The organism is Scytonema sp. NUACC21 (assembly GCF_054684315.1).
On sequence record NZ_BAAFZH010000107.1, the window covers coordinates 66,918 to 88,179 of the forward strand.

Genomic DNA, 21,262 nt, shown 5'->3' on the forward strand with positions numbered 1-21,262 from the left:
GCCAAACTAACAAACTAATATAATTGCAAAAAATTAACTGCTTTGCTTAATCCAAGAAATTACACTTATATATACAGTGAGGAAGTGAAATCGCCGTGTCGTCCAGAACTTTCGATCGTAATAAGTCTCAACCACAGGTTTCATCAGGCTTTGAGTTTCTTAAAGGAGTAGGTCAGGTAGCTGGCGGTACTCTACTCTCCATCACTATGCTGACCAGTTCTATTGTAGCGGGAGGGCTGGTTGGTTTAGCCGTCAGTTTCCGTAATTTGCCTGATGTCAGACAATTACGTAACTTTTTGCCTTCGGAAACTACTTACATTTACGATATCAAGGGTAAACTCTTAGCTAGCATTCACGGGGAAGCCAATCGCGAAGTCGTGCCTCTAGATAGAATTTCTCCAGAACTCAAACGAGCGGTTCTGGCGAGCGAAGATAGCGACTTCTACTATCACCACGGTATAAATCCTAAAGGTGTTGGACGTGCCTTGGTCACCAACTGGACAGCAGGTGGCGTGCGGGAAGGTGGCTCAACCATCACCATGCAGTTAGTGAAAAACCTGTTTTTGTCCCGCAAGCGTGCCTTTACTCGAAAGATAGCAGAGGGCGTACTGGCAATTCGCTTGGAGCAAATTCTTACTAAAAACCAAATTTTGGAGATGTACCTCAACCAAGTTTACTGGGGTCATAACAACTATGGGGTACAAACGGCAGCACGCAGTTACTTCAATAAAGCTGCCGAAAATTTAACCTTGGCTGAATCAGCAATGATGGCGGGTTTGATCCAAGCACCGGAAGAGTACAGCCCGTTTGTCAATATGCAAAAGGCTAAGTACCAACAAAAGGAAGTTTTGGGACGGATGCTCACCCTGGGTTGGATTTCCCAGAAAGAATACGACGACGCTTTGAAACAACCAATCAAACTCGGCAAAATTAGGTCATTTCAGGGTAGTGCTTTGCCTTATGTAACTAACGCAGTAGCACAGGAGATAGCCAAGAAATTTGGTCGTGAAGCCCTGCTTAAAGGTGGTATGCGGATTCAAACCACTGTTGATTCCGATTTCCAACGGATGGCGGAAGCAACGGTGAGACGCTGGCACGAAAGGTTGCGAGGGCAGGGATTGTATAGGAACCAAATTGCTCTAGTCGCCGTTGACCCCCGCACTCATTTTGTCAAGGCACTAGTAGGTGGTGTAGATCCAAAAACCAGCGAATTCAACCGCGCCACTCAAGCTTTGAGACAACCAGGCTCTTCATTCAAGCCGTTTGTTTACTATGCCGCCTTTGCAACTGGTAGGTATGGTCCAGATTCAACAGTCATAGACGCACCAGTTAGTTATCGAGATGGAAGCGGTTGGTACCATCCACGAAACTACGATGGTGGCTATGGCGGAGCAATGTCAATTCGTACAGCCCTCTCCCAGTCTCGCAACATTCCTGTCATTAAGCTTGGTAAAGCAGTGGGGATGAATAAAGTTGTTGAAACTTGCCGCACTCTGGGAATTATGAGTCCGATGGAACCCGTAACTTCTTTGCCTTTGGGTGCTATTGGCGTGACACCATTAGAAATGGCAAGTGCCTATGCTACCTTTGCTAATTACGGCTGGCAATCTCCTACAACGGTGATTGCTCGTGTTACTGATAGTAGTGGCAATGTGTTGCTTGATAACACTCCCAAACCACAGCTCGTTCTCGATCCTTGGGCATCAGCAGCTGTTATCGATACCATGCGATCGGTAATTACTAACGGTACTGGTAAAAATGCTGCTATAGGTCGTCCTGCTGCAGGTAAAACAGGAACAACCTCCTCTGAAAAAGATATTTGGTTTGTGGGCACCGTACCCCAGTTAACCACTGCTGTTTGGGTAGGTAGAGACGATAACAGAACCTTGGCCCACGGTGCAACGGGTGGTGTGATGGTTGCTCCTATTTGGCGCGATTTTATGACCAAAGCACTTAGGGGCGTACCCTCTGAGAACTTTAAATCGCCTTCTCAATTTCCTCGCCCAAAATCAAATTAGGGGGTTTGTTAGTAGGTAGTGGTTAGTAGTTGGTAGTTAGTAGTTAGTAGTTAACGATCGCTATTCCACTAACCACTAACCACTAACCCCTAACCATCTACGCTTGTTTCTCCAGTTCAGCTTTCATCCGCTCTAATGTGAGGTGCATTTGGTCGAACATTTGTTGAGGGGTGATACCAAACTGATTCAACTGTGTTTTCAGTTGCTCTACAGTCATTTGTGCCATAAAATCTTCTGATAGCTCAAAGCGCTTCATAAAAACGCGATAGCGATCCATCATGGCTTCCATCTGCTCACCGTTCGACTTGCATGTGTTAAGCATACCGCCAGCGTTCATCCTGAGCCAGGATCAAACTCTCCGTTTTGAAGTTAGTTTGTTTAGCTCTTTGGTTGATTTTTCCCCATCAACCTTGGGTTTATTCTTTACTTACACAAGGTTCACGCTGTATAATAGCTTTCAAACTATAGAATTTTCAAGGTTCGCTGCCTTGTGGCGTCGCTCATTTGTGCGCCCGCCTCTCAGGCACTTTTATATAGTAGCGACCCCTCCTCCGACTGTCAACTATTTTTTTGAGATTTTTGAAATTTTTTTTGAGACACGACTGAAAGCCTCACTGGTAAAGGCATTTAGGGTAAAGTAGTTTTGATTTAATTTAAGGAAGTAGTAAAACTGTGGGTAAATTCGGACTTGTGCCGCACGATCTGGTTATAGAGCCGTTATTACGTGATTGGTTGCTAGAGGATATTGGTCGGGGCGATCGCACAACCCAAGCGCTGATAAATAATGAACAAGGGAAAGCGAAATGGGTAGCAAAAGCGCCTGGAGTGATTGCTGGTTTACCTATTGCAGCAAAAGTATTCAACCTGTTGAGCGAAAAAGTAACCTTTGTGCCCGTTGTAGCCGAAGGTGAAAATCGAGAACGGGGAGAAGTCGTAGCGGAAATTGAGGGTCCGTTAGACGCGCTACTTATGGGGGAACGGGTTGCACTTAATATAGTGATGCGACTGAGTGGTATTGCCTCGCTGACACGAAAATATGTAGAGAAAATCGCTGACTTACCTACTAAATTGGTAGATACCCGAAAAACAACACCAGGTTTAAGACTATTAGAAAAGTACGCAACCGTTATGGGTGGAGCAATCAACCACCGTATGGGACTGGATGATGCGGTGATGATCAAAGACAATCATATTGCTGCAGCCGGAGGAATTGGGGAAGCTATTTCTCGCATTCGGAACCAAATTCCATATCCCTTAACGATAGAAGTAGAAACCGAAAGTCTAGACCAAGTGCAAGAGGCATTACACCATAGCGCTGACATCATTATGTTGGACAATATGCCCGTTGACTTAATGAGTCAAGCAGTTAACCTCATTCGGCAATACAATAATCGCGTCAAAATCGAAGCTTCTGGCAACGTAACACTAGAAACTATTCGTCCTGTTGCTCAAACAGGCGTAGACTATATTTCTACAAGTGCCCCGATTACCCAATCCACTTGGTTGGATTTGAGCATGAAAATTCAATAATTACCTAACTGTAGCAAAGCAGTAATGTAATCTTGTAGTATTGTAGTATTAAGGTAATCTTCGCGATGTATTAGATAAGCTATTATGATGCGCTAATTCATTGTTAGAACAAGCAGCTTTTTACACTCCAAAGGCTTTCCAGACGTTATATCCATTGGTTCCTACAGCTTTATCCAACCCCGCTTACAATATACGTTGTATTCCTCTAGCCTGCTACAATTAATGGGCTTTCACCTGGAATTGCTATAAGCCTAAAGAAATAATCAAAAGAGCAATTACCCCTTTAGAGTATTATGTTTAATCTATGAAAGCTACACAAGAAAAACTAAAACTGAAATTACAGGAGGCGTTGGGAGCAGCTTTTGGAGCTGACTACGCTGAAGCAGACCCAATTTTGGTAACAGCTAGCAACCCAAAATTTGGAGATTATCAGGCAAACGTTGCTTTGTCCTTATCAAAGAAGTTAGGACAACAACCAAGAGCGATCGCACAACAAATCGTTAATAAACTTGACATATCAGCCATTTGCAAACCACCAGAAATTGCTGGTCCTGGGTTTATCAATTTAAAGCTGAGAACAGAATATTTGGAAGAACAAATTAAGGCAATTCAAACAGATCCAAGGTTAGGAGTAGCTCCAACCAACAACCCCAAACGGGTGATTGTAGATTATCCCAGCCCAAACATTGCCAAAGAAATGCACGTCGGGCATTTACGCCCAGCTGTGATAGGAGATTGCCTATCCCGAATAGTAGAATTTGCAGGTCATGAAGTCCTGCGGATCAGCCACGTGGGAGACTGGGGAACCCCCTTCGGAATGCTCATCGCCTATCTAGAAGAAGCATACCCAGAAGCATTGATTACCACTGAAAACCTCAATTTGGGCGATTTATCTTCATTTTACCGTGCAGCAAAGAAACGGTTTGATGCAGATGAGGATTTTCGCAAAGCAGCACAGCAAGCTGTCGTGAAGTTACAAGCTGGAGATGAAAAAACGCTGCTTGCTTGGAAGATAGTCTGTGAACTCTCCAGTAGAGCTTATCAAGTCATTTACAATTTACTAGGAATTGCTTCCTTTATTGAACGGGGAGAATCTTTCTATAACCTTCTACTAGCTGAAGTCGTAGAAGAACTGGATAAAAAAGGTTTGCTTGTAGAAAACCAAGGAGCACAGTGCGTATTTCTTGATGGTTTCACCAATAGAGAAGGAGAACCTCTACCTTTGATAGTGCAAAAATCAGATGGAGGTTACAACTACGCCACAACAGATTTAGCAGCTATCCGACACCGGGTTCAGGTAGAGAAGGTCCAACGTGTCATTTATCCCGTTGGTGCAGAACAAACAAACCACTTCGCCCAAATTTTCCAAGTAGGCAGAAAGGCAGGTTGGATTACAGATGAGACAGAGTTTGTTCACGCCCCCTTTGGTTTGGTATTGGGCGAAGACGGTCAAAAGTTGAAAACCCGTTCTGGGGAAGCAGTACGGTTGCAGGATTTGTTGAATGAAGCGATCGCGCATGCCCGTACAGACTTAGAAACCAGATTAAAAGAAGAAGGACGCGAAGAAACAGAAGAGTTCATCAATAATGTAGCGCAGGTGGTTGGCATCAGCGCCATTAAATATGCTGACCTGAGCCAAAACCGTACCAGCAACTATATTTTCAGTTATGATAAAATGTTCGCCTTAAAAGGCAACACCGCCCCATATATGCTGTATGCTTATGTCAGGACTCAAGGCATCAGCCGTGAAGGTAACATTGATTATGAAAAGCTTGGAGCAGATGCCCCAGTTATCCTGCAAGAAGAAGCAGAACTAACTTTAGCTAAGCACTTGTTACAGCTAGATGAAGTTATCAGTGAAGTCGAAAAGGATTTGCTGCCAAATCGCTTGTGCGAGTACTTATATCAACTAAGCCAAAAATTCAATCAATTCTTTGAAAATTGCCCAGTGCTTAAATCTGAAGAACCCGTGCGAACATCACGGTTAGTACTGTGTTATTTGACAGCGAGAACTTTGAAGCTTGGATTATCTTTGCTTGGAATTCAAGTTTTAGAGAGAATGTAGGGAGGTTGACACTCCTTCGTGCCCTTCGTGTCTTTGCGGTTAGAAAAAAATTAATGAACCGCGAAAACGCTAAGAGCACGAAGTTAAGGTTTCTGTGAAAGCTTCGTACCCTATTGAGTTAGTTGCGACAGGTGCTATACGCACGGGAATACGAGTAGCTTCTTCAATCTGAACCGCAAATGCTTGAAGAAAACTCAAACTTACTTGTTTGAGGGTTCTTGTTGGATAGGGGAGGGATTGAGTATGGTTGCCCCGTGCTTCGAGTTGATGAATCAGGGGTCGAGGACGCGTAGGAGAATTCAGTTGAATTTCATCTGGCATTATCTGTTGCATTAAATCAATATAAGTAAGGCGTTCCTCGAAAGACCAAGGGGATAAAATCATAGTTTGAATAGTTAGGCTTCCTGGGTACTCCTGTTGAAATTTCTCTAGTCCCTCCAAGATGTAAGGTAAGCCAATTCCCTCCACATGACGATTAACTCGTCGCAATCGATCTGAGGAAATAGCATCCAATTTTGCTGCCACAATATTTGCACGTGATAAGGCAGAACGCACGTCGTGATTATTCAGCATAGTATGACAAAGGACAAAGGACAAAGGACGACCCTAACTAGTTAACTTTATTTGTGCCCACCTACTTAGCTTTGATAACAACTAAACTAAAGGTAGCAACGAAAATCACCCACAACTATGACGGCTGCCAAAAATTCACAAGTACCTGCTGAATTCACTATGCAGGTTGAAGCAGAAGGTATTCTCATTCCACCATGTGATTTGTGGAGTGATGAGCCGCCTTTGGAAAGTGACCTTCATCGAGAACAAATAGAACTTCTGCTGGTTTGCCTGAAGTGGCTATGGCGAAACCGTACTGACTTTTACGCCAGTGGTAATCTCACTATTTATTTCAGCCCGGAACAAATCACTACGCGAGACTTTAGAGGTCCTGACTTTTTTGTTGTTTTAGGATGTGAAAATCGCCCTCGCAAAAGTTGGGTTTTGTGGGCAGAGCAGGGCAAGTATCCCAATGTAATTGTGGAATTGCTTTCTGACAGTACAGCCAAGGTTGACAAAGGAGCAAAGAAACAACTATACCGAGATACCTTTAGAACACCAGAATATTTTTGGTTTCACCCAGATACACTGGAGTTCCAAGGATTCCGTCTCATGGGAGGTCAATATCAACTTATAGAACCAAATGCCGAAGAATGGTTGTGGAGTCAACAGTTAGAGTTGTTCTTGGGGGTTCATGAGTCAAAGTTACGGTTTTTCAGTCCAGATAAGCAACTGATACCAACACCAGAAGAGAGAGCGGAAACTGCACAACAACAGGCTGAAGTAGAACGAAAACAGAAGGAACTTGCACAACAGCAGGTACAAGAATTACTGGCTAAACTTAAGAATTTCAGTGTCGATCCAAAAGCCTCAGAGCAGTGAGGTGTTGTGGATAGCTAGTGACGGGAGTTTCAACTGGGCAAAAGTGGATTTATCTCCAGCAAATGTCAAACATAAATTAACAGAAGTCTGCCTAAATGGTGGAAAATTTCTCCTCAGGTATCAATGTTTTTAAAGCTTCATTTGTAAATATGAAGTCATTGAAAAATCTTCCCAAATCTTTTTTTGCTTCTTGCATGGCTTTTTTCAACATTTCATATTTGCTTCTTGCGCCAGCAAGAATATTTGCATCATAATATATATTCTAAATTATAAACAACAAATTTCCTATTAATTGAGTGGTTACTGTTTTAAAGATAATAAGTATTGCGATAGTAAGCGATATTGCTGGTAAACCAGCAATATCGCTTTAAACTACTTTTGTCATGAAATCCCTATTTATTTAAAGCTAGTAGTATAATGCTCGCAAAATCTATCGGCTGTCAGTTTGTAATACAGCAATCTTTCCCTAATACTTTTATCGTCATTAATCTTATTATCTATACACAATGAATTGATGAAATTAGATAGGTTTTCACGCAACAGATTCAGTTTTTCTTCATTAATAATTCGCGTCTCCGCTTTAGGTGAAGCGGCATATTCAAATTTGAGTGATGGATGAATCAAAATCGGAGTAAAACTACAAGTTTTATCATAAGTATTAGTAAACCACTCACCAGATCCATTTAACTGATTGCAGTAATCTTTGGAAATAGTATCCGTAGTAGCTCCATTTTTACACTCAATCACAAAATATGACAGGTTTCCAAGTTCCCAAAGTACATCTGGACCTTTTCTATACTCTGCTTCTGGACGCTGGCTATTAAACCCAATATACCGAGCAATCGTTTTCAACGATTCTTCAAATATATCTGCTGTCTCTGGTTTGAATATCAATAATTCTAACAATCCATTCATCTGAATAACGATTTTATTTGGATCATCAAATTTTTGTCTTAAGTAATCCCCACATATTCTTGCTTGATCCATAGCTTTCGACTCAAGCTTATGATATGAAATGCCCGCCATTGGCTTAGTTACTCTTGAGTTATCACTAGCTGCTGACATCAAAGTTTTTTGCGCCTCTGCCAGATCGTAGAAATTGATGTACTCTGCTAAGCACTGTTTTAGGTACGATTTAAGAAATTTCTCATTCTCATTTACTGCATTTACAGCTTTTCTAAGCTCACTCACTGCGGCATTATAGTTTTTTCTAAAAGCAAAATCATACGCTTTTCTTTGTGCAATTGTTACCGAATCTGGTGTACTACTTGCTTCATATACGAGTGATGCCAAAACCCCCTTGCTGGCAGATACCCAGTCTTGGTTTCTAAATAAACAATACATAATTACTTCCCGTATCTGAGACAAATCTCCTCCCTTAATCTGATCGGAAATCTCTTCTGACAGCTTTATTTGTGCTTTAGTCCCTGGAGAAAATCTATCTATCGCACCTCCAGCATATAATTGGCTAGTAAGATTACGTCCCATTAAAAATACTGCACAGTAATCGTCGCTGGATCTAACACCTCGCCCCATCCCTTGCTCTATTTTTTGAACTAGTTGAGCAGCTTTTCTTGAACTTCCCATTAAAATAACTTGTTCAACTTTATCGATTAACCGTCTAGCTACTGGTAATCCATCAATTACAAGAAATCTACAGGAATCCTTTGGTAAGTCTATTCCATCATAACGATTCACTAAGATTGTCAGACCAACTTTTCCGCTTTTTAAGCGAGTTACTCCTTCATATAGATTATCCTTATTCAGAATCAGATCGGCCCGATCTTTCCAGTATTTCGCTCGTTCATCTGACGGAACGATAACAACAACATTTACATCCTGTGAAATTGACTTACAAAATTCCTTTATTTCATCATCAGTTAGTTCAGTGTTGATTACTTGTGGAAGGAGAATCATCCTATCACCAATATCACCTGCTGTATCGGGTATAACTGCCTTATTAATAGACTCCTCTGTAATACCAAAATGGCTGGACAAAATACTGTCATCCACTAAAGTTGCTGTCATAAATATCTTTCTATGAGCATTGGTAATGCTTGGAATGATATCAATTGGTATGCAATGTGGTGAAATCTCTATTTTGTCTGAGCTAATAACACACCTTGATAGAGGTAGTGATTCCTTTATCAATGGCCATACAAACTTGAGCCATTCAGTTTCTTTGTATTTAATTAATATTTTGGATATTTCTCCTATCTTACTTTGCCAACTCCAAAAAGGTACCTGCATATAAACATCACGTTCACGATTATCAATTTCAGATTCCTTTATACGGCATTGTTCCTGAAGTGGTGCTTGAAAGTGCTTATAAATTTCTTTGTACGCAGGATTTCGGCTATCAATTGTTAACAGAAATTGGTCTTCTATTGTATCGAGACATGAATGTGCATCATCGATAATTATGCTACCAATACTAATTTTGATGCCTTCATCACCAATACCAAAAACTGACTTTCCATTAACTAGCTTGTAGATATTAACAATTAAAATAGCTTTGCCTGATAGAAATATAGGGGAATTAGAGTCTTCCGTAGCTTCAAGTCCAAGGTCTTTTGCTTCACCAGCAACCTGTTTTACGAGATAGTTGTCAGGAACCACATAAACGGCAGGACCTTTACCTTCATTTAAGCAGCTTTTTAGGATAAGTAATCCGACTACGGTTTTGCCACTACCAGTATTCATTTTGACAACTAAATCTTTTTCGTTCCTCCTAGAGAACCAGTGATCCCAAACCTGCGTTTGGACGTCTCTCGGATATTCAAACTTACCTTCTTTCTTATTTGGAAGAGCTGTAAATATTTCTCTAGGATGAAGAGCTGTATTACTTTTGTTTCCGCTATTAATTTTTCCAAAGTCAATAGGCATAATATCTCCTGTACTACTTAAGTCTAAATATCTATTATGCTTAATAAGAAATATTTCGCCAACAGTGTCTACATATATATACCCCTTCTAAAGCTTATGGCGAAACATTAATGATAGATACTGAAAATAATCCCTTAACAAAGTTTTTTATTCTTTACAAAAATACAATTTTCATAACAAAAAAAATTTAAATTTTCTTTAAACAAGATATAACAGTATGATTTTCAAAAAATCGCTCAACACCTTTTAATCCGTAATTTATTAATCTACAAATTTAAATCCAATCTTGTTCTATGACAAACCATAATTTTATCGTTAATTTTGCTGAGTTTCTTTAAAGAAGACAGCATACGTACAGTAACGATTAGAATAGTCATGTTGCTGTACTTATATTCTGCTCATTTGGCATCGTTCTCATGAACTCAACTTCTACGTTACAAAACTACATTAACGGACAGTGGTGTGCATCTATCGCTACAGAGTACTTGGATGTTATCAACCCAGCTACGACAGAAGTCATCGCCAAGGTACCACTATCACCAGCCACTGAGGTAGAACAAGCAGTGCAAGCAGCAGCAGAGGCTTTTGTGAGTTGGCGACGTACCCCACCTACAGAGCGAGTGCAGTATTTATTTAAACTGAAGAATCTACTGGAAGAACATTTTGAAGACTTGGCTCGTACCATTACTTTGGAGTGCGGTAAAACTTTGGCGGAATCCAAAGGTGAAATGCGTCGCGCTATTGAAAACGTGGAAGTTGCTTGTGGAATCCCGATGATGATGCAGGGAACAAACTTGGAAGACGTTGCCAGAGGTATTGATGAAATGATGATCCGGCAACCATTAGGAGTCTGTGCGGTTATTGCCCCCTTCAACTTTCCCGGTATGATTCCGTTTTGGTTTATGCCTTATGCCCTTGCCTGTGGCAACACTTACATTGTTAAGCCTTCGGAAAAAGTGCCACTGACGATGCAAAAAATCTTTCAGTTACTGGAAAAAACAGGATTTCCTAAAGGTATTGTCAATCTGGTCAACGGTGCAAAAGAAGCTGTGGACGCAATTTTGGATCACCCCAAAATTCGGGCTATTAGTTTTGTCGGCTCTACTCCAGTCGCTAAATATATATATAGTAGAGCAGCGGCAAACGGCAAACGGGTTCAATGTCAAGGTGGTGCTAAAAATCCCCTGATTGTCCTACCAGATGCCGATTTGGAAATGACAACACGTATTGCAGCTGATAGTGCCTTTGGTTGTGCCGGACAACGCTGTCTTGCTGCTTCTATAGCAGTGACTGTGGGTAAAGCACGTCGGACGTTTACGGAAGCAATCGCAGAAACTGCAAAAAAACGTGTAGTTGGTTGCGGTTTAGACCAGGGTGTAGAGATGGGACCCGTCATCACTGCTGAAAGCAAAACAAGAATTGAGGGTTTGATTCAGAAAGGTGCAGATGAAGGAGCGACAGTGTTGGTTGATGGACGGTACCCAAATATACCAAGCTATGAAAAGGGTTATTTTGTCAGCCCTACAATTCTGCAAAACGTAGACCCATCAGGTGAAATTGCCCGTACAGAAATCTTCGGTCCAGTCCTGAGTTTAATCCATCTAGAGACAATTGAGCAGGCGATCGCTCTAGTGAATAGCGGTCAATACGGCAACATGGCTTGTTTGTTCACAACCAGTGGTGCGGCTGCGCGTAAGTTTCGTTATGAAGCCGAGGCTGGTAACATTGGCATTAATATAGGAGTTGCCGCACCAATGGCGTTTTTCCCATTTAGTGGTTGGAAAGAAAGCTTTTTCGGTGACTTGCACGGTCAAAGCAATCACGCAGTAGAATTTTTTACTCAAACAAAAGTCGTTGTGGAACGTTGGCCCAGCGACTGGTCTCGTCAATTTTAAACTTTACGCCAGTAGGCGGAACAATCTCGTTTTCTATCTACTAGCCCCCGCTCAAACAACTCCCGCCTTAATAAAGCAGGATCGCCAAAGGTGTGATATCGATTCAGCAGTTGATTGACTTCTTTTTCGGTATAAATTCTACTTAGTTCAAACTGACTTGCCAAATACTCCAAAATCAACTGCTGAAACTTTGCCCTATTCCGTTTTGAGGGCCATAGCTTCACGCGTCCTTCTTCATCCAAATACCTTTTCAGGTCATCTAAGTCATTCATAGTTTTTACTGAAAATCAAGTAAACAAATTGCTATAGTCGGGCACTTGCAAATGACAAATTCCGTCACTCTTAGCCATAATGGACAAACCACAGCTAACGGCAGCACAAAAATCGTCTACTGCAAGCGCTTACTGGGGATTTAGTATTCATATTAAATTGGCAAAAAGTGAAGGAGTGAACGTGAAAAGAGGAATTATTGTAAAAACACTGTTTGCATCAGTGAGTTTGTTGGCTTTATTTGCCCCACAAAGCGTTCAAGCTCAACTGGTACCACAGCCCTGGGTGTCAGTAGGTAGTAAGGAAGGTGATATTACCTATTCTGTCGGTGCAAAGGCCTTGGGTTTTGGGGCTGAGTTAGGATTTGGCCCTGACGGTTCTACTGGAGTCGATGTACTAAAATTTATTCCTTTACCCGTAATTTCACCTTACGTGGGGCTTGGGTACTATTCAGAAGATAAGGGTGTGGCATTTTCAGGCGGGGTTCAAGCAGGCGCTACCGATAACCTCTTTGTTGGTGTTGGTTACAATTCTGTACGAGGAATCAACGGACAATTAGGGATACGGTTTTAAAACACATAGTTGGGTTTCGTTTCTCAACCCAACCTACGTGTGTAACTTTGATTCTTACCTATTTAAACGTAGAATGCTTGTGTTTGACGTTTTTTTATACTGAGCGCAGCAAAGCTTTGACTGCATTTGCAGAATCTTGTTGCAATGCCGATACAGCAATTTCCGTTGCTTCTGCCATCGTCAGTTGAGAAACTGCCTGTTTAAACACGGGAATAGCCTGGGCATTCATACTAACCTCATCAAGCCCCAAACCCAGTAAAATTGGTGTTGCTAAAGGGTCTGATGCTAGTTCACCACATAACCCTACCCAAATATTAGCTGAATGTGCAGCTTGGATAGTTTGTTGAACCATCCGCAACACTGCTGGATGGAAAGCATCAACTGAGGTTGCGACTCGTGGGTGGGTACGATCTGCTGCCATCACGTACTGACTGAGATCGTTGGTACCGATACTAAAAAAATCAACTTCAGCAGCTAATTTATCGGCAATGGTCACTGCGGAAGGCACTTCTACCATAATGCCCAATTCCATCCCTTCATTAAAAGAGATACTTGCTTGACGTAATTCTGTTTGTGCGTCTGCCAATATTGCCTTAGCTGCCCGTATCTCTTCTACAGAAGCAATCATGGGAAACATAATCTTAATTTGGTGTCCGGGGCTTGCTTTTAAAATTGCCCGTAACTGAGTTTTAAAAATATGGGGATTATCGAGAGAATAGCGGATTCCACGCCAACCTAAAAAGGGATTGTTTTCTGGCGGGAATTTTAAATAAGGAATTGGCTTGTCTCCCCCTATATCCAAAGTCCGAACAATTAACGGACGATGACCGAGAGTTTGGGCAATACTTTGATAAACCAATAGTTGTTCTGCTTCAGAAGGAGGGGTTGTCCGTGGCATATAGAGAAACTCAGTACGTAGCAGCCCTACTCCCTCTGCTCCCAATCTTAGGGCTTCTTCTGCATCAGATAGACTGGTGATATTAGCTAGGACATGAATTTGCCTTCCATCTCGGGTAATTGCTGGAGCAAATGTTGTCGATAAGACTTCCTGTGAAACAACCTGTCGTGCATCTCTCTTTGTTTCCAGTGCAGCTAAAATATCTGATTCTGGATTTACCCAAATCCTACCAGTCTCACCATCAATTGCCACAGTAGTACCATTGGCTAGTTGCATAATCTCTGGTGGTAAGCCAACAATTGCTGGAATACACAGCTTGCGAGCTATGATGGCATTGTGAGAAATAGCGCTACCAGCTACAGTACAAATACCGAGTATCTTTTCCGGATCTAGTCTAGCCGTTTCAGAAGGGCTCAAGTCTGTTGCCACCAAAATAACTGGTTGAGAAAGATTCAAGCTGACAGAATCAGAATCTGAGGTTTTGAGATGAGATTGAAATCCACTAAGGAGCCGCAATACTTGCTGTCCCACATCTATGACATCTGCAACTCGCTCTCGTAAGTAGGAATCTTCAAGAGTACGGTAGTTATTTATCACCTCATTGACGACTGCTTGCCAAGCAGCTTCGGCATTTTGATGATGCTCAAAAATACGTTGGTGAAGGGCTTCTAGCAATACGGGGTCTTCTAAAAAAAGTAGATGGGCATCAAAAATGGCAGCTTCAGCATCACCAATTTGGGTACAAGCTTGTGCAAGCAAGGTTTGAATGTCCTCTTTTGCAACTTGAATGGCAACCTGTAAACGCTGCCACTCAGGTTCGCTATGTTCTACGTGGTATTGCTGAACATTGATAGAAGTTGGAATATGGAGAAATACAGAGGCGATCGCAACTCCACTAGATACTGGTATTCCCTGTAGAAAATGATGGGAAGATGAGGTTGTGGGGAGGTACAGCGAGGATTCAGAGTTCGGATGCGGAGATGGAAAAGGGTGAGATTCTAAGGGTATAACCGTAGTTTTACTGTCGCTTTCTCCAAAGTTGCTATCTGCTAATGCTTGTAATGCAGCTAGCGCTTCATTTGCGTCAATCCCAGTGGCAGTAATGGCAAGTTCGTGTTCCTGACGTACACCTAATGTTGCTACTTGGTTAATACTGTCAGCACGTACAGCCTCAGTGCCTTTAGTTAAATTACGCACCATAATTTGAGATTGAAAACGTGCTGCTGTTGCGACAAATTTAGCTGCGGGACGCGCATGCAATCCCAACTTGTTACGAATAATTAGGCGTATTTCTTTTGTATTTTGTATTTTGTCACTAGTCATTTGTCCTTCGCTAGTGACAGATGAAGAATGACCGATTTCTATACCTAATTGAGTTGCTTTTGCTACTAGTGCTGCTCTTGCTTCAGCCATAACTTGCTCAAGCTTACAGCCAGAGGAAGCTGCTACGGCTGCGGCGAGCGCTCCTTCAACAAGTGGTGCCTCACACAAATGCACTTTCTCTCGCTGTTCATCCGAAAGAAACTCTAGCGCCATTTCCGCACTCATTAAAGCACTACCCAAGTCCATTAAGATAATGACACCTTCTTCACTGTAAACTGACGCGATCGCCTCATAAACCTGCATTGCGTCTGTACCTAGCGGATTTTCTGCATCATCAACTCCTGCCGCAATAGCTAGGGGGACTGTACCCTGAACCATCTGTGCTGCAAGTTCTCGAACTCCTGCCGCTAGCTGTTTGCTGTGAGAGACAATGACAATTCCAATCACGGCAACTCCGTCAATTCTCGTGATATGCTTTTACCCACCTATTTACACAGATTAAAGCAGAAAGAGTGACATCTAACGTTAAAGAAGTGTAACGCACGTTCTTTTATGCTGTAGCTTTAGTACTCTTCTGCAATCAATATGTATTGTCTTAATCAGAGTACATCTGCTGTAACTCTTGATATTTCGTGAATGTAGAGATGCTTCAAACAGCGCGTCTCTACAAAAAAACTCAATTTTCATGATTTCTGTACCGATGCTCCAACCTAGTGGGGAAGGATGTCAAAAAAGTTAATTTTCACAACTTAGAGCAACGATTAAGGGGTTGTCAAACAAATCCTGCCAGTAATCTTCTCCGTACTGTTCTATCGTTTGCAAGGGAACTTCTATAGAGTGCCATGACAAGTTTTTAAATCCTGCTTCCGTTACAGCCCATTCATAGATCGCTTGGCTCAAACCAAAGAATTTGATAATAAAAGGTTGCTCGGTGTGAATTTCAGTTTCAAAATAGTACCCGTCTGATAAAGGTTCTTGTTTCAGTACTGTTAACCCATACTTAGTGGAGTTAGATTTTTTTATAGAAAAATCTGGATTAACTGTCACGGCTATCAAACGTCCGTTTGGTTCTAGATTATTACGGATACAGCGTAGCATCTGTAGTAAAGTTTCTTTGTTTTCTGCATAATTTAGAAGATAAACTGCGATCGCTAAATCAAAACTGCCAAGCTTGGGAAGTTTGGCAACGTCAAACAGATGATAATCAATACCAAGTGGATTATTTTGTTCTTTTTGGCGTGCAACTTTTATCATTTCCTCTGATATATCTACACCGACAACTCTTGCTGCTTCTTGTTCTTTTAGTAATCTGCTATAAAACCCAGAACCGCAGGCTAAATCTAGAATGCTTTTTCCTTGAAAATTGCCAAGAATCTTGAAAAAGGTGAATTTTTCGGCGATCGCTAATTTGCCTTGCATTTTGTATTGTTCGTAATTCCCGCCAATACTGTTATATAAGTCTGTCATAAAATTCTCCCACATGATTATCTTAAACAAAATCAACTCACTCCCGAACACTATTTTTGGAAGTTAAATCTTCTCTAACCTTAAAACTTAGTGTTTTAAAAATGAGAGTATTCAAAATTTGCTTTTACGTTGCTATTTATGGCGGTTTAGTTTTGGTTCCAAGCAACCGGAGCTAAGTCTAAAAATCAGCAAACTAGCAATCTGAACTTTAATTCGGTCTGTTGGCTGTTTTCCTAAGACGCTAACAACATGACTGGCGCTAACTGCCATGTTTCCTTGTAGCATTATTTATTACTATTCCTTAGATATATACGTAAGTATATTTCGTCTTTGTAAGAGGTTTTATCTAAGGAACCCTGTATGTTACCTGCCACTACAAGAGGGCTGTTGGGAACTTTTTAAATTAAAAGTTCCTTGGACGGATCGTAACTCTCACAGAGATGCACCTTATATACATTTTTGCATACTTTTACACAAAATAGGTACTGATTGAGATAAAGACGAGTAACTTCAGGAGTCGATCTCATTTTAGAAAATCTATTACCACAGAGAGTTTTTATTTTTTGAATTCTGTATATTTGTGTATCATCTAAAACATCAGCTAGAATAGCAGATATAAAATTTCCCAGGTAAATGAAGTACATCGGCGGAACTCTCGACCTTATACCTGCTAGCATCGCCTCACAGCTGCGTTCACCCTTACAACAATCTGTACTTCACTTGGTCTTAAAGTTGGGTGAATACCTAGGGTGCAACGAAGTTCAAGCTAACTCTGCTGAAGAACCTCTTTATAATTGAAATAATTATTAATTGCCATAAATTCTATTTACCCAGCAAGTATCTTTTTATGGAACCAGGATTAAGGTTACTCATTCAACTCGTATTAGATTTTGCACCTGTCATAGCAAACCTTATAGAAAAAAGAAGTGAAGGACGTTCATCCATAACAAAATTTTTGCCTTCTGAAACCATTCAAGAATTAATCCAAACTGTTAATGATGCACGTCAAAGTATTAGTGATTTAGAACGAGATGAGCAAGAAAAAGCTCAGCAGCAACAGTTAGCGCTTTATTATCATCAAACCCAATTAGAGTTAGCAACGCACCAGAGAGAAACAGCACTGAAGTTGCCAGAAGTTCATAAAATTTTAGATAGCTGGCCTTTGCGATTATCTCCTTCGCAAATTTTAGCTTCTAACTCCAATCATGGATGTACTCCACTGAAAATTTTCCTTGCTCCTCCTAAGGTTAATTTTGATAGATACGATCGTTCTGAAGAAGATATTTTCAATCTTGAGTTAATGTTAGCTGAGGGATTGCGAGATTTTCTCAATAAATATTACTCACTGCAAAATCCTATTAGACCAACAGAGTTATTAGCAGGAGCGTGGGATAGCAAGCGGTTTCACAGTGAATCAAGTATAAAAGCACTGTTTGGAATGCTGAAAACAGAGCCTATTTTAATTTTAGAATCTGAAGCTGATGGGGATTATCTCAATTTTCGTATTGGATACTGGGGAATTGGGCAAGAAAATTATTACTATAAAACAATTTCCCGGCTGCCCTATAAAGAAATTGTTTTTTGGTCAGCAAAAAACCGTGCTTTAGAGTGGAAAAAAATTCGAGATGAACTTATATCGTTAGGAGAAGATTTAGAGGTCATCAATAGTATTGGTAAGGATAATGCTGCTAATCTAGAAATTTTGGAAAAAGAAGAGAAATGGAAAGCAAAGGGAATTGATGTTAGTAAATTATCTTTACAGTACCAAGTGAATCGTCAGGATGTCGAAAAACTTTGTCAAGTGTTGATTACTTGTCACATCTTAGCCACAAGCTGGATCGCAGATTCTTATCATTTGATTCATCATGATGTTCCTCCTCTACTACCAGAGTTGCTGCCAAATTTGCTGAAAGACGATCTTGATTTAACATCACTACAAGCCATCGTTACAGGTTATAAGCAGCTATACCAAGCGCTTGAGGTTGAACGCCGTTACTGGATTCCTGAGTTAGCTTTACAATTAGCCCAAAGTTTATCACACTTCAGCGATCCTAGTTGGGCAAAGGAACAAGTTGATTACTCGTTTGACACATGGTTGCGACTGCGTCAAGTTTCACAACAACCAGGAAAGCATCTCCTACAGCCAATGCAATCAGCTTTGAGAATAGAAGACAAAGAATATCTGGAAAAGTTAAGAGAATGTTTTGCCAAAGTTGGGGATAATCAGAAGATGGCTTATGTTGAAGAGCTTTTGAATGAGATCGCTAACCTGAAAACGCAAAGAAAAAATGAGTATGCTTATCTTAGCTACACTTTAACTGGACATTCTGAAAAAATTACATCTGTTGCCATGACTTCTGATGGGCTAACTGTAGTTAGCGGAAGCGCAGATAAAACCATTAAGGTTTGGAATTTGACTACTGGTCAACTTATTCGCACTTTACCAGGAAAAATAGGAGAAGTTTCATCCCTTACGGTCAGCCCTGATGGAAATTTCCTTGCTGTTGGAAGTTGCGAACACCCAAAAAGTAACGTTAAAGTATGGCATCTTCCTACTGGGAAATTAGTACATACTTTGCTGGGACATCAAAAACCAGTTAATTTTGTAGCTATCAGTCCTGATGGAAAAATTCTTGCTACTGGCAGTAATAAAATTAAGATTTGGGACTTGCAAACAGGCGATCGCATTTGTACCCTATGGCATTCCTCCGCAGTTTATGGGGCGGCTATTAGTTCCGACGGCACCATTTTAGCAAGTGGTAGCAGTGACAACAAAATCAGGGTTTGGAATCCAAGTACAGGAGACCCTTTACACACATTAAGCGGACATTCAGGTGCTGTGAATTCAATAGCTATGACTCCTGATGGACAACTTTTGATCAGCGGTAGCGCTGATAAGACTGTAAAAATTTGGCATTTGGATAGCGGTACAATCCTGCTTACTTTAACAGGTCATTTAGATGAGGTGCGATCGGTTACTATTAGCCCTGATGAAGAAACTCTCTTAAGCTCTAGTGACGACAAAACTATCAAGATATGGCGCTTACAAACAGGGGAATTACTACAGACCCTTTCTGGACATTCAGCAGCAGTCAATTCCCTTGCTATAAGCCCAGATGGTCAATTTATCGCTAGCGGTAGTTCAGATAAAACAATCAAAGTTTGGCAAATCAAATAATTAGTTGACAGTCTCCGGGAAGACAGCCACGGAGATTCTTAATCACACTCTTGGAAACTATTCCCCCTTATTGGGAAGCCATGAAAACTATGTTGTTCCATAGAGTGGGTAATCTACAAACAGAACCAGAGTTTCTCAAATCACGATCGCCTGTATTTTTCGCCGACCGAATCAAAAAACCTTTACTAATTGCTCAAGGTGCTAACGATCCCCGAGTCAAGCAATCAGAAAGCGAGCAAATTGTAAGCGCTATGCGTCAAGCGGGTAAGCCAGTGGAATACGTCATTTACGCTGATGAAGGGCACGGGTTTACACGACCAGAAAACCGATTGCATTTTTTCGCGATCGCAGAGGAGTTTCTCGCTAAGTACTTGGGCGGCAGGTTTGAACCTGCAGGTGATATCCAGGGTCACACTGGTGTCAATAGTTAGGAAAGAGCTCAAGGTTCCCGAGTTTTTGATTGAGGTTGGCTCGTTCCGTGCAGCTTAATAAAGCTATCAAAGGCATACCATGCCAACACGTACCAAGGAATAATATCAAACTGTAGCCCCTGCGATAGCAACTTCCGAATGGAAAGAATGCCCAAGCTCAGAGGAAAGAGCATACGTAAATCAACAACATTATTAGTTGCGTATTGAACTCGTTTATTCAAGTCCACAACGGCGTTGGATACTCCTGCTGCAACCTCGGATTTGCCAAGAGCGATATCACCGAAAATAATACCTAAATCTCGTAGAGTGGCGATAACGTTTTCAAAGCTACCATCGTTCAGGTCATGGTGTATTACAATACTACCATTTTGCATATTAGTTCTTACCTGACTAATATTAGGGGATGCCTCCAAGACACTGGCAATACGTTGCATATCTCCAGATTGACGATGGGCATGTGCAACTCTCAAACGTAACCGTCCTGGGGTAGAGCTCACAACCTGTGATGATATAGGTTTATGTTGAGCTTTTCTTATACACTCTTGCATTGCTATCGGCATCTGAGTAACGTTTACATAACCATTGTCTGACACTTGCCTACCCTCGGAATCTGTTCAAACTTTGAAAATTGCAATTTTGTAGTATCCCTGTCTTGGGGAAGTTCAAATAACAAAGTGTCCAAAAATTGATTGTGGGATGGGCTTCTTGCCCACAGATGTTGGAGGGTGGTGGGCAGGGACGCTCACCCCACAACACGGAAGAAATAATTTACTTCTTGGAAATCCCTCATAAAATGAGCCACAAAATGCAATTCTTGTGGTGCGGGCAAGAGCCCGATTAGGACCGGGCGGGATGCTCCGAAGTTTGCTCGGAGGGTTTCCCTCCGAGCAACTTCTCTCCACCCCACAAGAACTCTATTTTAAACACTGATTTAAGCTGGATGTACAACCGACACTTTGGTAATAAGTTATACACCGTTATCCACTGCATTGTCACCCGAGCGACCTGCAACATCAACAGCTGGTAGTTGTCTGCTTTCAGCCATTTCTGCCCTTGCTTCAGCTACCATGTCTTCCCAAGTTTCGCCCAGTTCTGCAACAGCGCCTTTGCTCTTTTCGTAAATAGCAAGCCCACCTTTGATAAGAGACTTAGCGATTGGTTTGCCAATTCCAGCAACAACTGGAATAACCACAGGTGCGAGGAGGACTGCACCAATACCGGCAATGATTCCAGGTGCGCCTGCGTCTTCAACAAAATCAGTAATTTTTGGTGCCATGATTATTTCCCTCTAATG

The 21,262-nt window shown here is 41.4% G+C and carries 16 protein-coding genes and 1 pseudogene; 8 read left to right on the forward strand and 9 right to left on the reverse strand.

All coding sequences use genetic code 11. The annotated features are described in order from the left end of the window. Positions 1–95 precede the first annotated feature (95 nt). Positions 96–2,018, forward strand: a complete 1,923-nt coding sequence (locus tag ACYRY3_RS39395) for a transglycosylase domain-containing protein (protein ID WP_460207265.1) — start codon at positions 96–98, stop codon at positions 2,016–2,018. Between the two features lie 97 nt (positions 2,019–2,115). Here ACYRY3_RS39395 and ACYRY3_RS39400 read toward each other — a convergent pair. Next, positions 2,116–2,313, reverse strand: a pseudogene (locus tag ACYRY3_RS39400) (DUF1825 family protein); the annotation flags it as partial. 377 nt (positions 2,314–2,690) lie between these two features. On the opposite strand from ACYRY3_RS39400, the gene nadC reads away from it, so the two are divergent. Both nadC and argS read left to right on the forward strand, forming a co-directional pair. Then, entirely contained in the window at positions 2,691–3,548 is an 858-nt protein-coding gene (gene nadC / locus ACYRY3_RS39405; RefSeq protein ID WP_460207266.1) for a carboxylating nicotinate-nucleotide diphosphorylase, read from the forward strand. 304 nt (positions 3,549–3,852) lie between these two features. Further along, positions 3,853–5,613: an arginine--tRNA ligase gene (gene argS, locus ACYRY3_RS39410; protein ID WP_460207267.1), complete on the forward strand. Its 1,761-nt coding sequence runs from the start codon at positions 3,853–3,855 to the stop codon at positions 5,611–5,613. 69 nt (positions 5,614–5,682) lie between these two features. On the opposite strand, the gene ACYRY3_RS39415 is transcribed toward argS, so the two are convergent. Next, positions 5,683–6,186 carry a hypothetical protein gene (locus ACYRY3_RS39415; RefSeq protein WP_460207268.1) on the reverse strand — a complete coding sequence of 168 codons (504 nt, stop codon included), beginning with the start codon at positions 6,184–6,186 and terminating at the stop codon, positions 5,683–5,685. A 117-nt stretch (positions 6,187–6,303) separates the two neighbouring features. On the opposite strand from ACYRY3_RS39415, the gene ACYRY3_RS39420 reads away from it, so the two are divergent. Beyond that, the gene (locus tag ACYRY3_RS39420) at positions 6,304–7,047 is read left to right on the forward strand and encodes a Uma2 family endonuclease (protein WP_460207269.1); all 744 of its coding nucleotides are present in this window, start codon (positions 6,304–6,306) and stop codon (positions 7,045–7,047) included. 396 nt (positions 7,048–7,443) lie between these two features. Here ACYRY3_RS39420 and ACYRY3_RS39425 read toward each other — a convergent pair whose 3' ends face one another. Continuing rightward, a complete protein-coding gene (locus tag ACYRY3_RS39425; RefSeq protein WP_460207270.1) occupies positions 7,444–9,933 on the reverse strand; it encodes a DEAD/DEAH box helicase in 2,490 nt (829 codons plus the stop codon). A 416-nt stretch (positions 9,934–10,349) separates the two neighbouring features. Here ACYRY3_RS39425 and ACYRY3_RS39430 point away from each other — a divergent pair, with 416 nt between their 5' ends. Further along, a complete protein-coding gene (locus ACYRY3_RS39430) occupies positions 10,350–11,828 on the forward strand; it encodes a CoA-acylating methylmalonate-semialdehyde dehydrogenase (protein ID WP_460207271.1) in 1,479 nt (492 codons plus the stop codon). On the opposite strand, the gene ACYRY3_RS39435 is transcribed toward ACYRY3_RS39430, so the two are convergent. Then, positions 11,825–12,100, reverse strand: coding sequence for a DUF2087 domain-containing protein (locus tag ACYRY3_RS39435; protein WP_460207272.1), 276 nt, complete (start codon positions 12,098–12,100; stop codon positions 11,825–11,827). The two genes, ACYRY3_RS39430 and ACYRY3_RS39435, sit on opposite strands and share 4 nt — an antisense overlap. A 181-nt stretch (positions 12,101–12,281) precedes the next feature. On the opposite strand from ACYRY3_RS39435, the gene ACYRY3_RS39440 reads away from it, so the two are divergent. After that, entirely contained in the window at positions 12,282–12,671 is a 390-nt protein-coding gene (locus tag ACYRY3_RS39440) for a hypothetical protein (protein WP_460207484.1), read from the forward strand. Between the two features lie 94 nt (positions 12,672–12,765). Here ACYRY3_RS39440 and ptsP read toward each other — a convergent pair whose 3' ends face one another. The 3 genes from ptsP to ACYRY3_RS39455 all read right to left on the reverse strand — a co-directional run bounded on the left by ptsP (position 12,766) and on the right by ACYRY3_RS39455 (position 16,644). Next, positions 12,766–15,339, reverse strand: coding sequence for a phosphoenolpyruvate--protein phosphotransferase (gene ptsP / locus ACYRY3_RS39445; RefSeq protein ID WP_460207273.1), 2,574 nt, complete (start codon positions 15,337–15,339; stop codon positions 12,766–12,768). Between the two features lie 288 nt (positions 15,340–15,627). Continuing rightward, a complete protein-coding gene (locus ACYRY3_RS39450) occupies positions 15,628–16,359 on the reverse strand; it encodes a class I SAM-dependent methyltransferase (protein ID WP_460207274.1) in 732 nt (243 codons plus the stop codon). Between the two features lie 132 nt (positions 16,360–16,491). Next, on the reverse strand, positions 16,492–16,644 hold the full coding sequence (locus ACYRY3_RS39455; protein ID WP_460207275.1) for a hypothetical protein: 153 nt from the start codon (positions 16,642–16,644) through the stop codon (positions 16,492–16,494). A 562-nt stretch (positions 16,645–17,206) separates the two neighbouring features. On the opposite strand from ACYRY3_RS39455, the gene ACYRY3_RS39460 reads away from it, so the two are divergent. Together ACYRY3_RS39460 and ACYRY3_RS39465 are read left to right on the forward strand one after the other, a co-directional pair. Further along, positions 17,207–19,537 (forward strand): WD40 repeat domain-containing protein, encoded by a 2,331-nt coding sequence (locus ACYRY3_RS39460; protein ID WP_460207276.1) that lies wholly within the window; start codon positions 17,207–17,209, stop codon positions 19,535–19,537. A gap of 50 nt (positions 19,538–19,587) precedes the next feature. Next, positions 19,588–19,968, forward strand: a complete 381-nt coding sequence (locus ACYRY3_RS39465; RefSeq protein ID WP_460207277.1) for an alpha/beta hydrolase family protein — start codon at positions 19,588–19,590, stop codon at positions 19,966–19,968. Positions 19,969–19,976: 8 nt separating this feature from the next. Here the strand turns inward: ACYRY3_RS39465 and ACYRY3_RS39470 are convergent, their stop codons facing one another. Continuing rightward, positions 19,977–20,561 (reverse strand): HMA2 domain-containing protein, encoded by a 585-nt coding sequence (locus ACYRY3_RS39470; RefSeq protein WP_460207278.1) that lies wholly within the window; start codon positions 20,559–20,561, stop codon positions 19,977–19,979. Positions 20,562–20,935: 374 nt separating this feature from the next. Further along, positions 20,936–21,244 (reverse strand): DUF5132 domain-containing protein, encoded by a 309-nt coding sequence (locus ACYRY3_RS39475; protein ID WP_460207279.1) that lies wholly within the window; start codon positions 21,242–21,244, stop codon positions 20,936–20,938. Between the last annotated feature and the right edge of the window lie 18 nt (positions 21,245–21,262).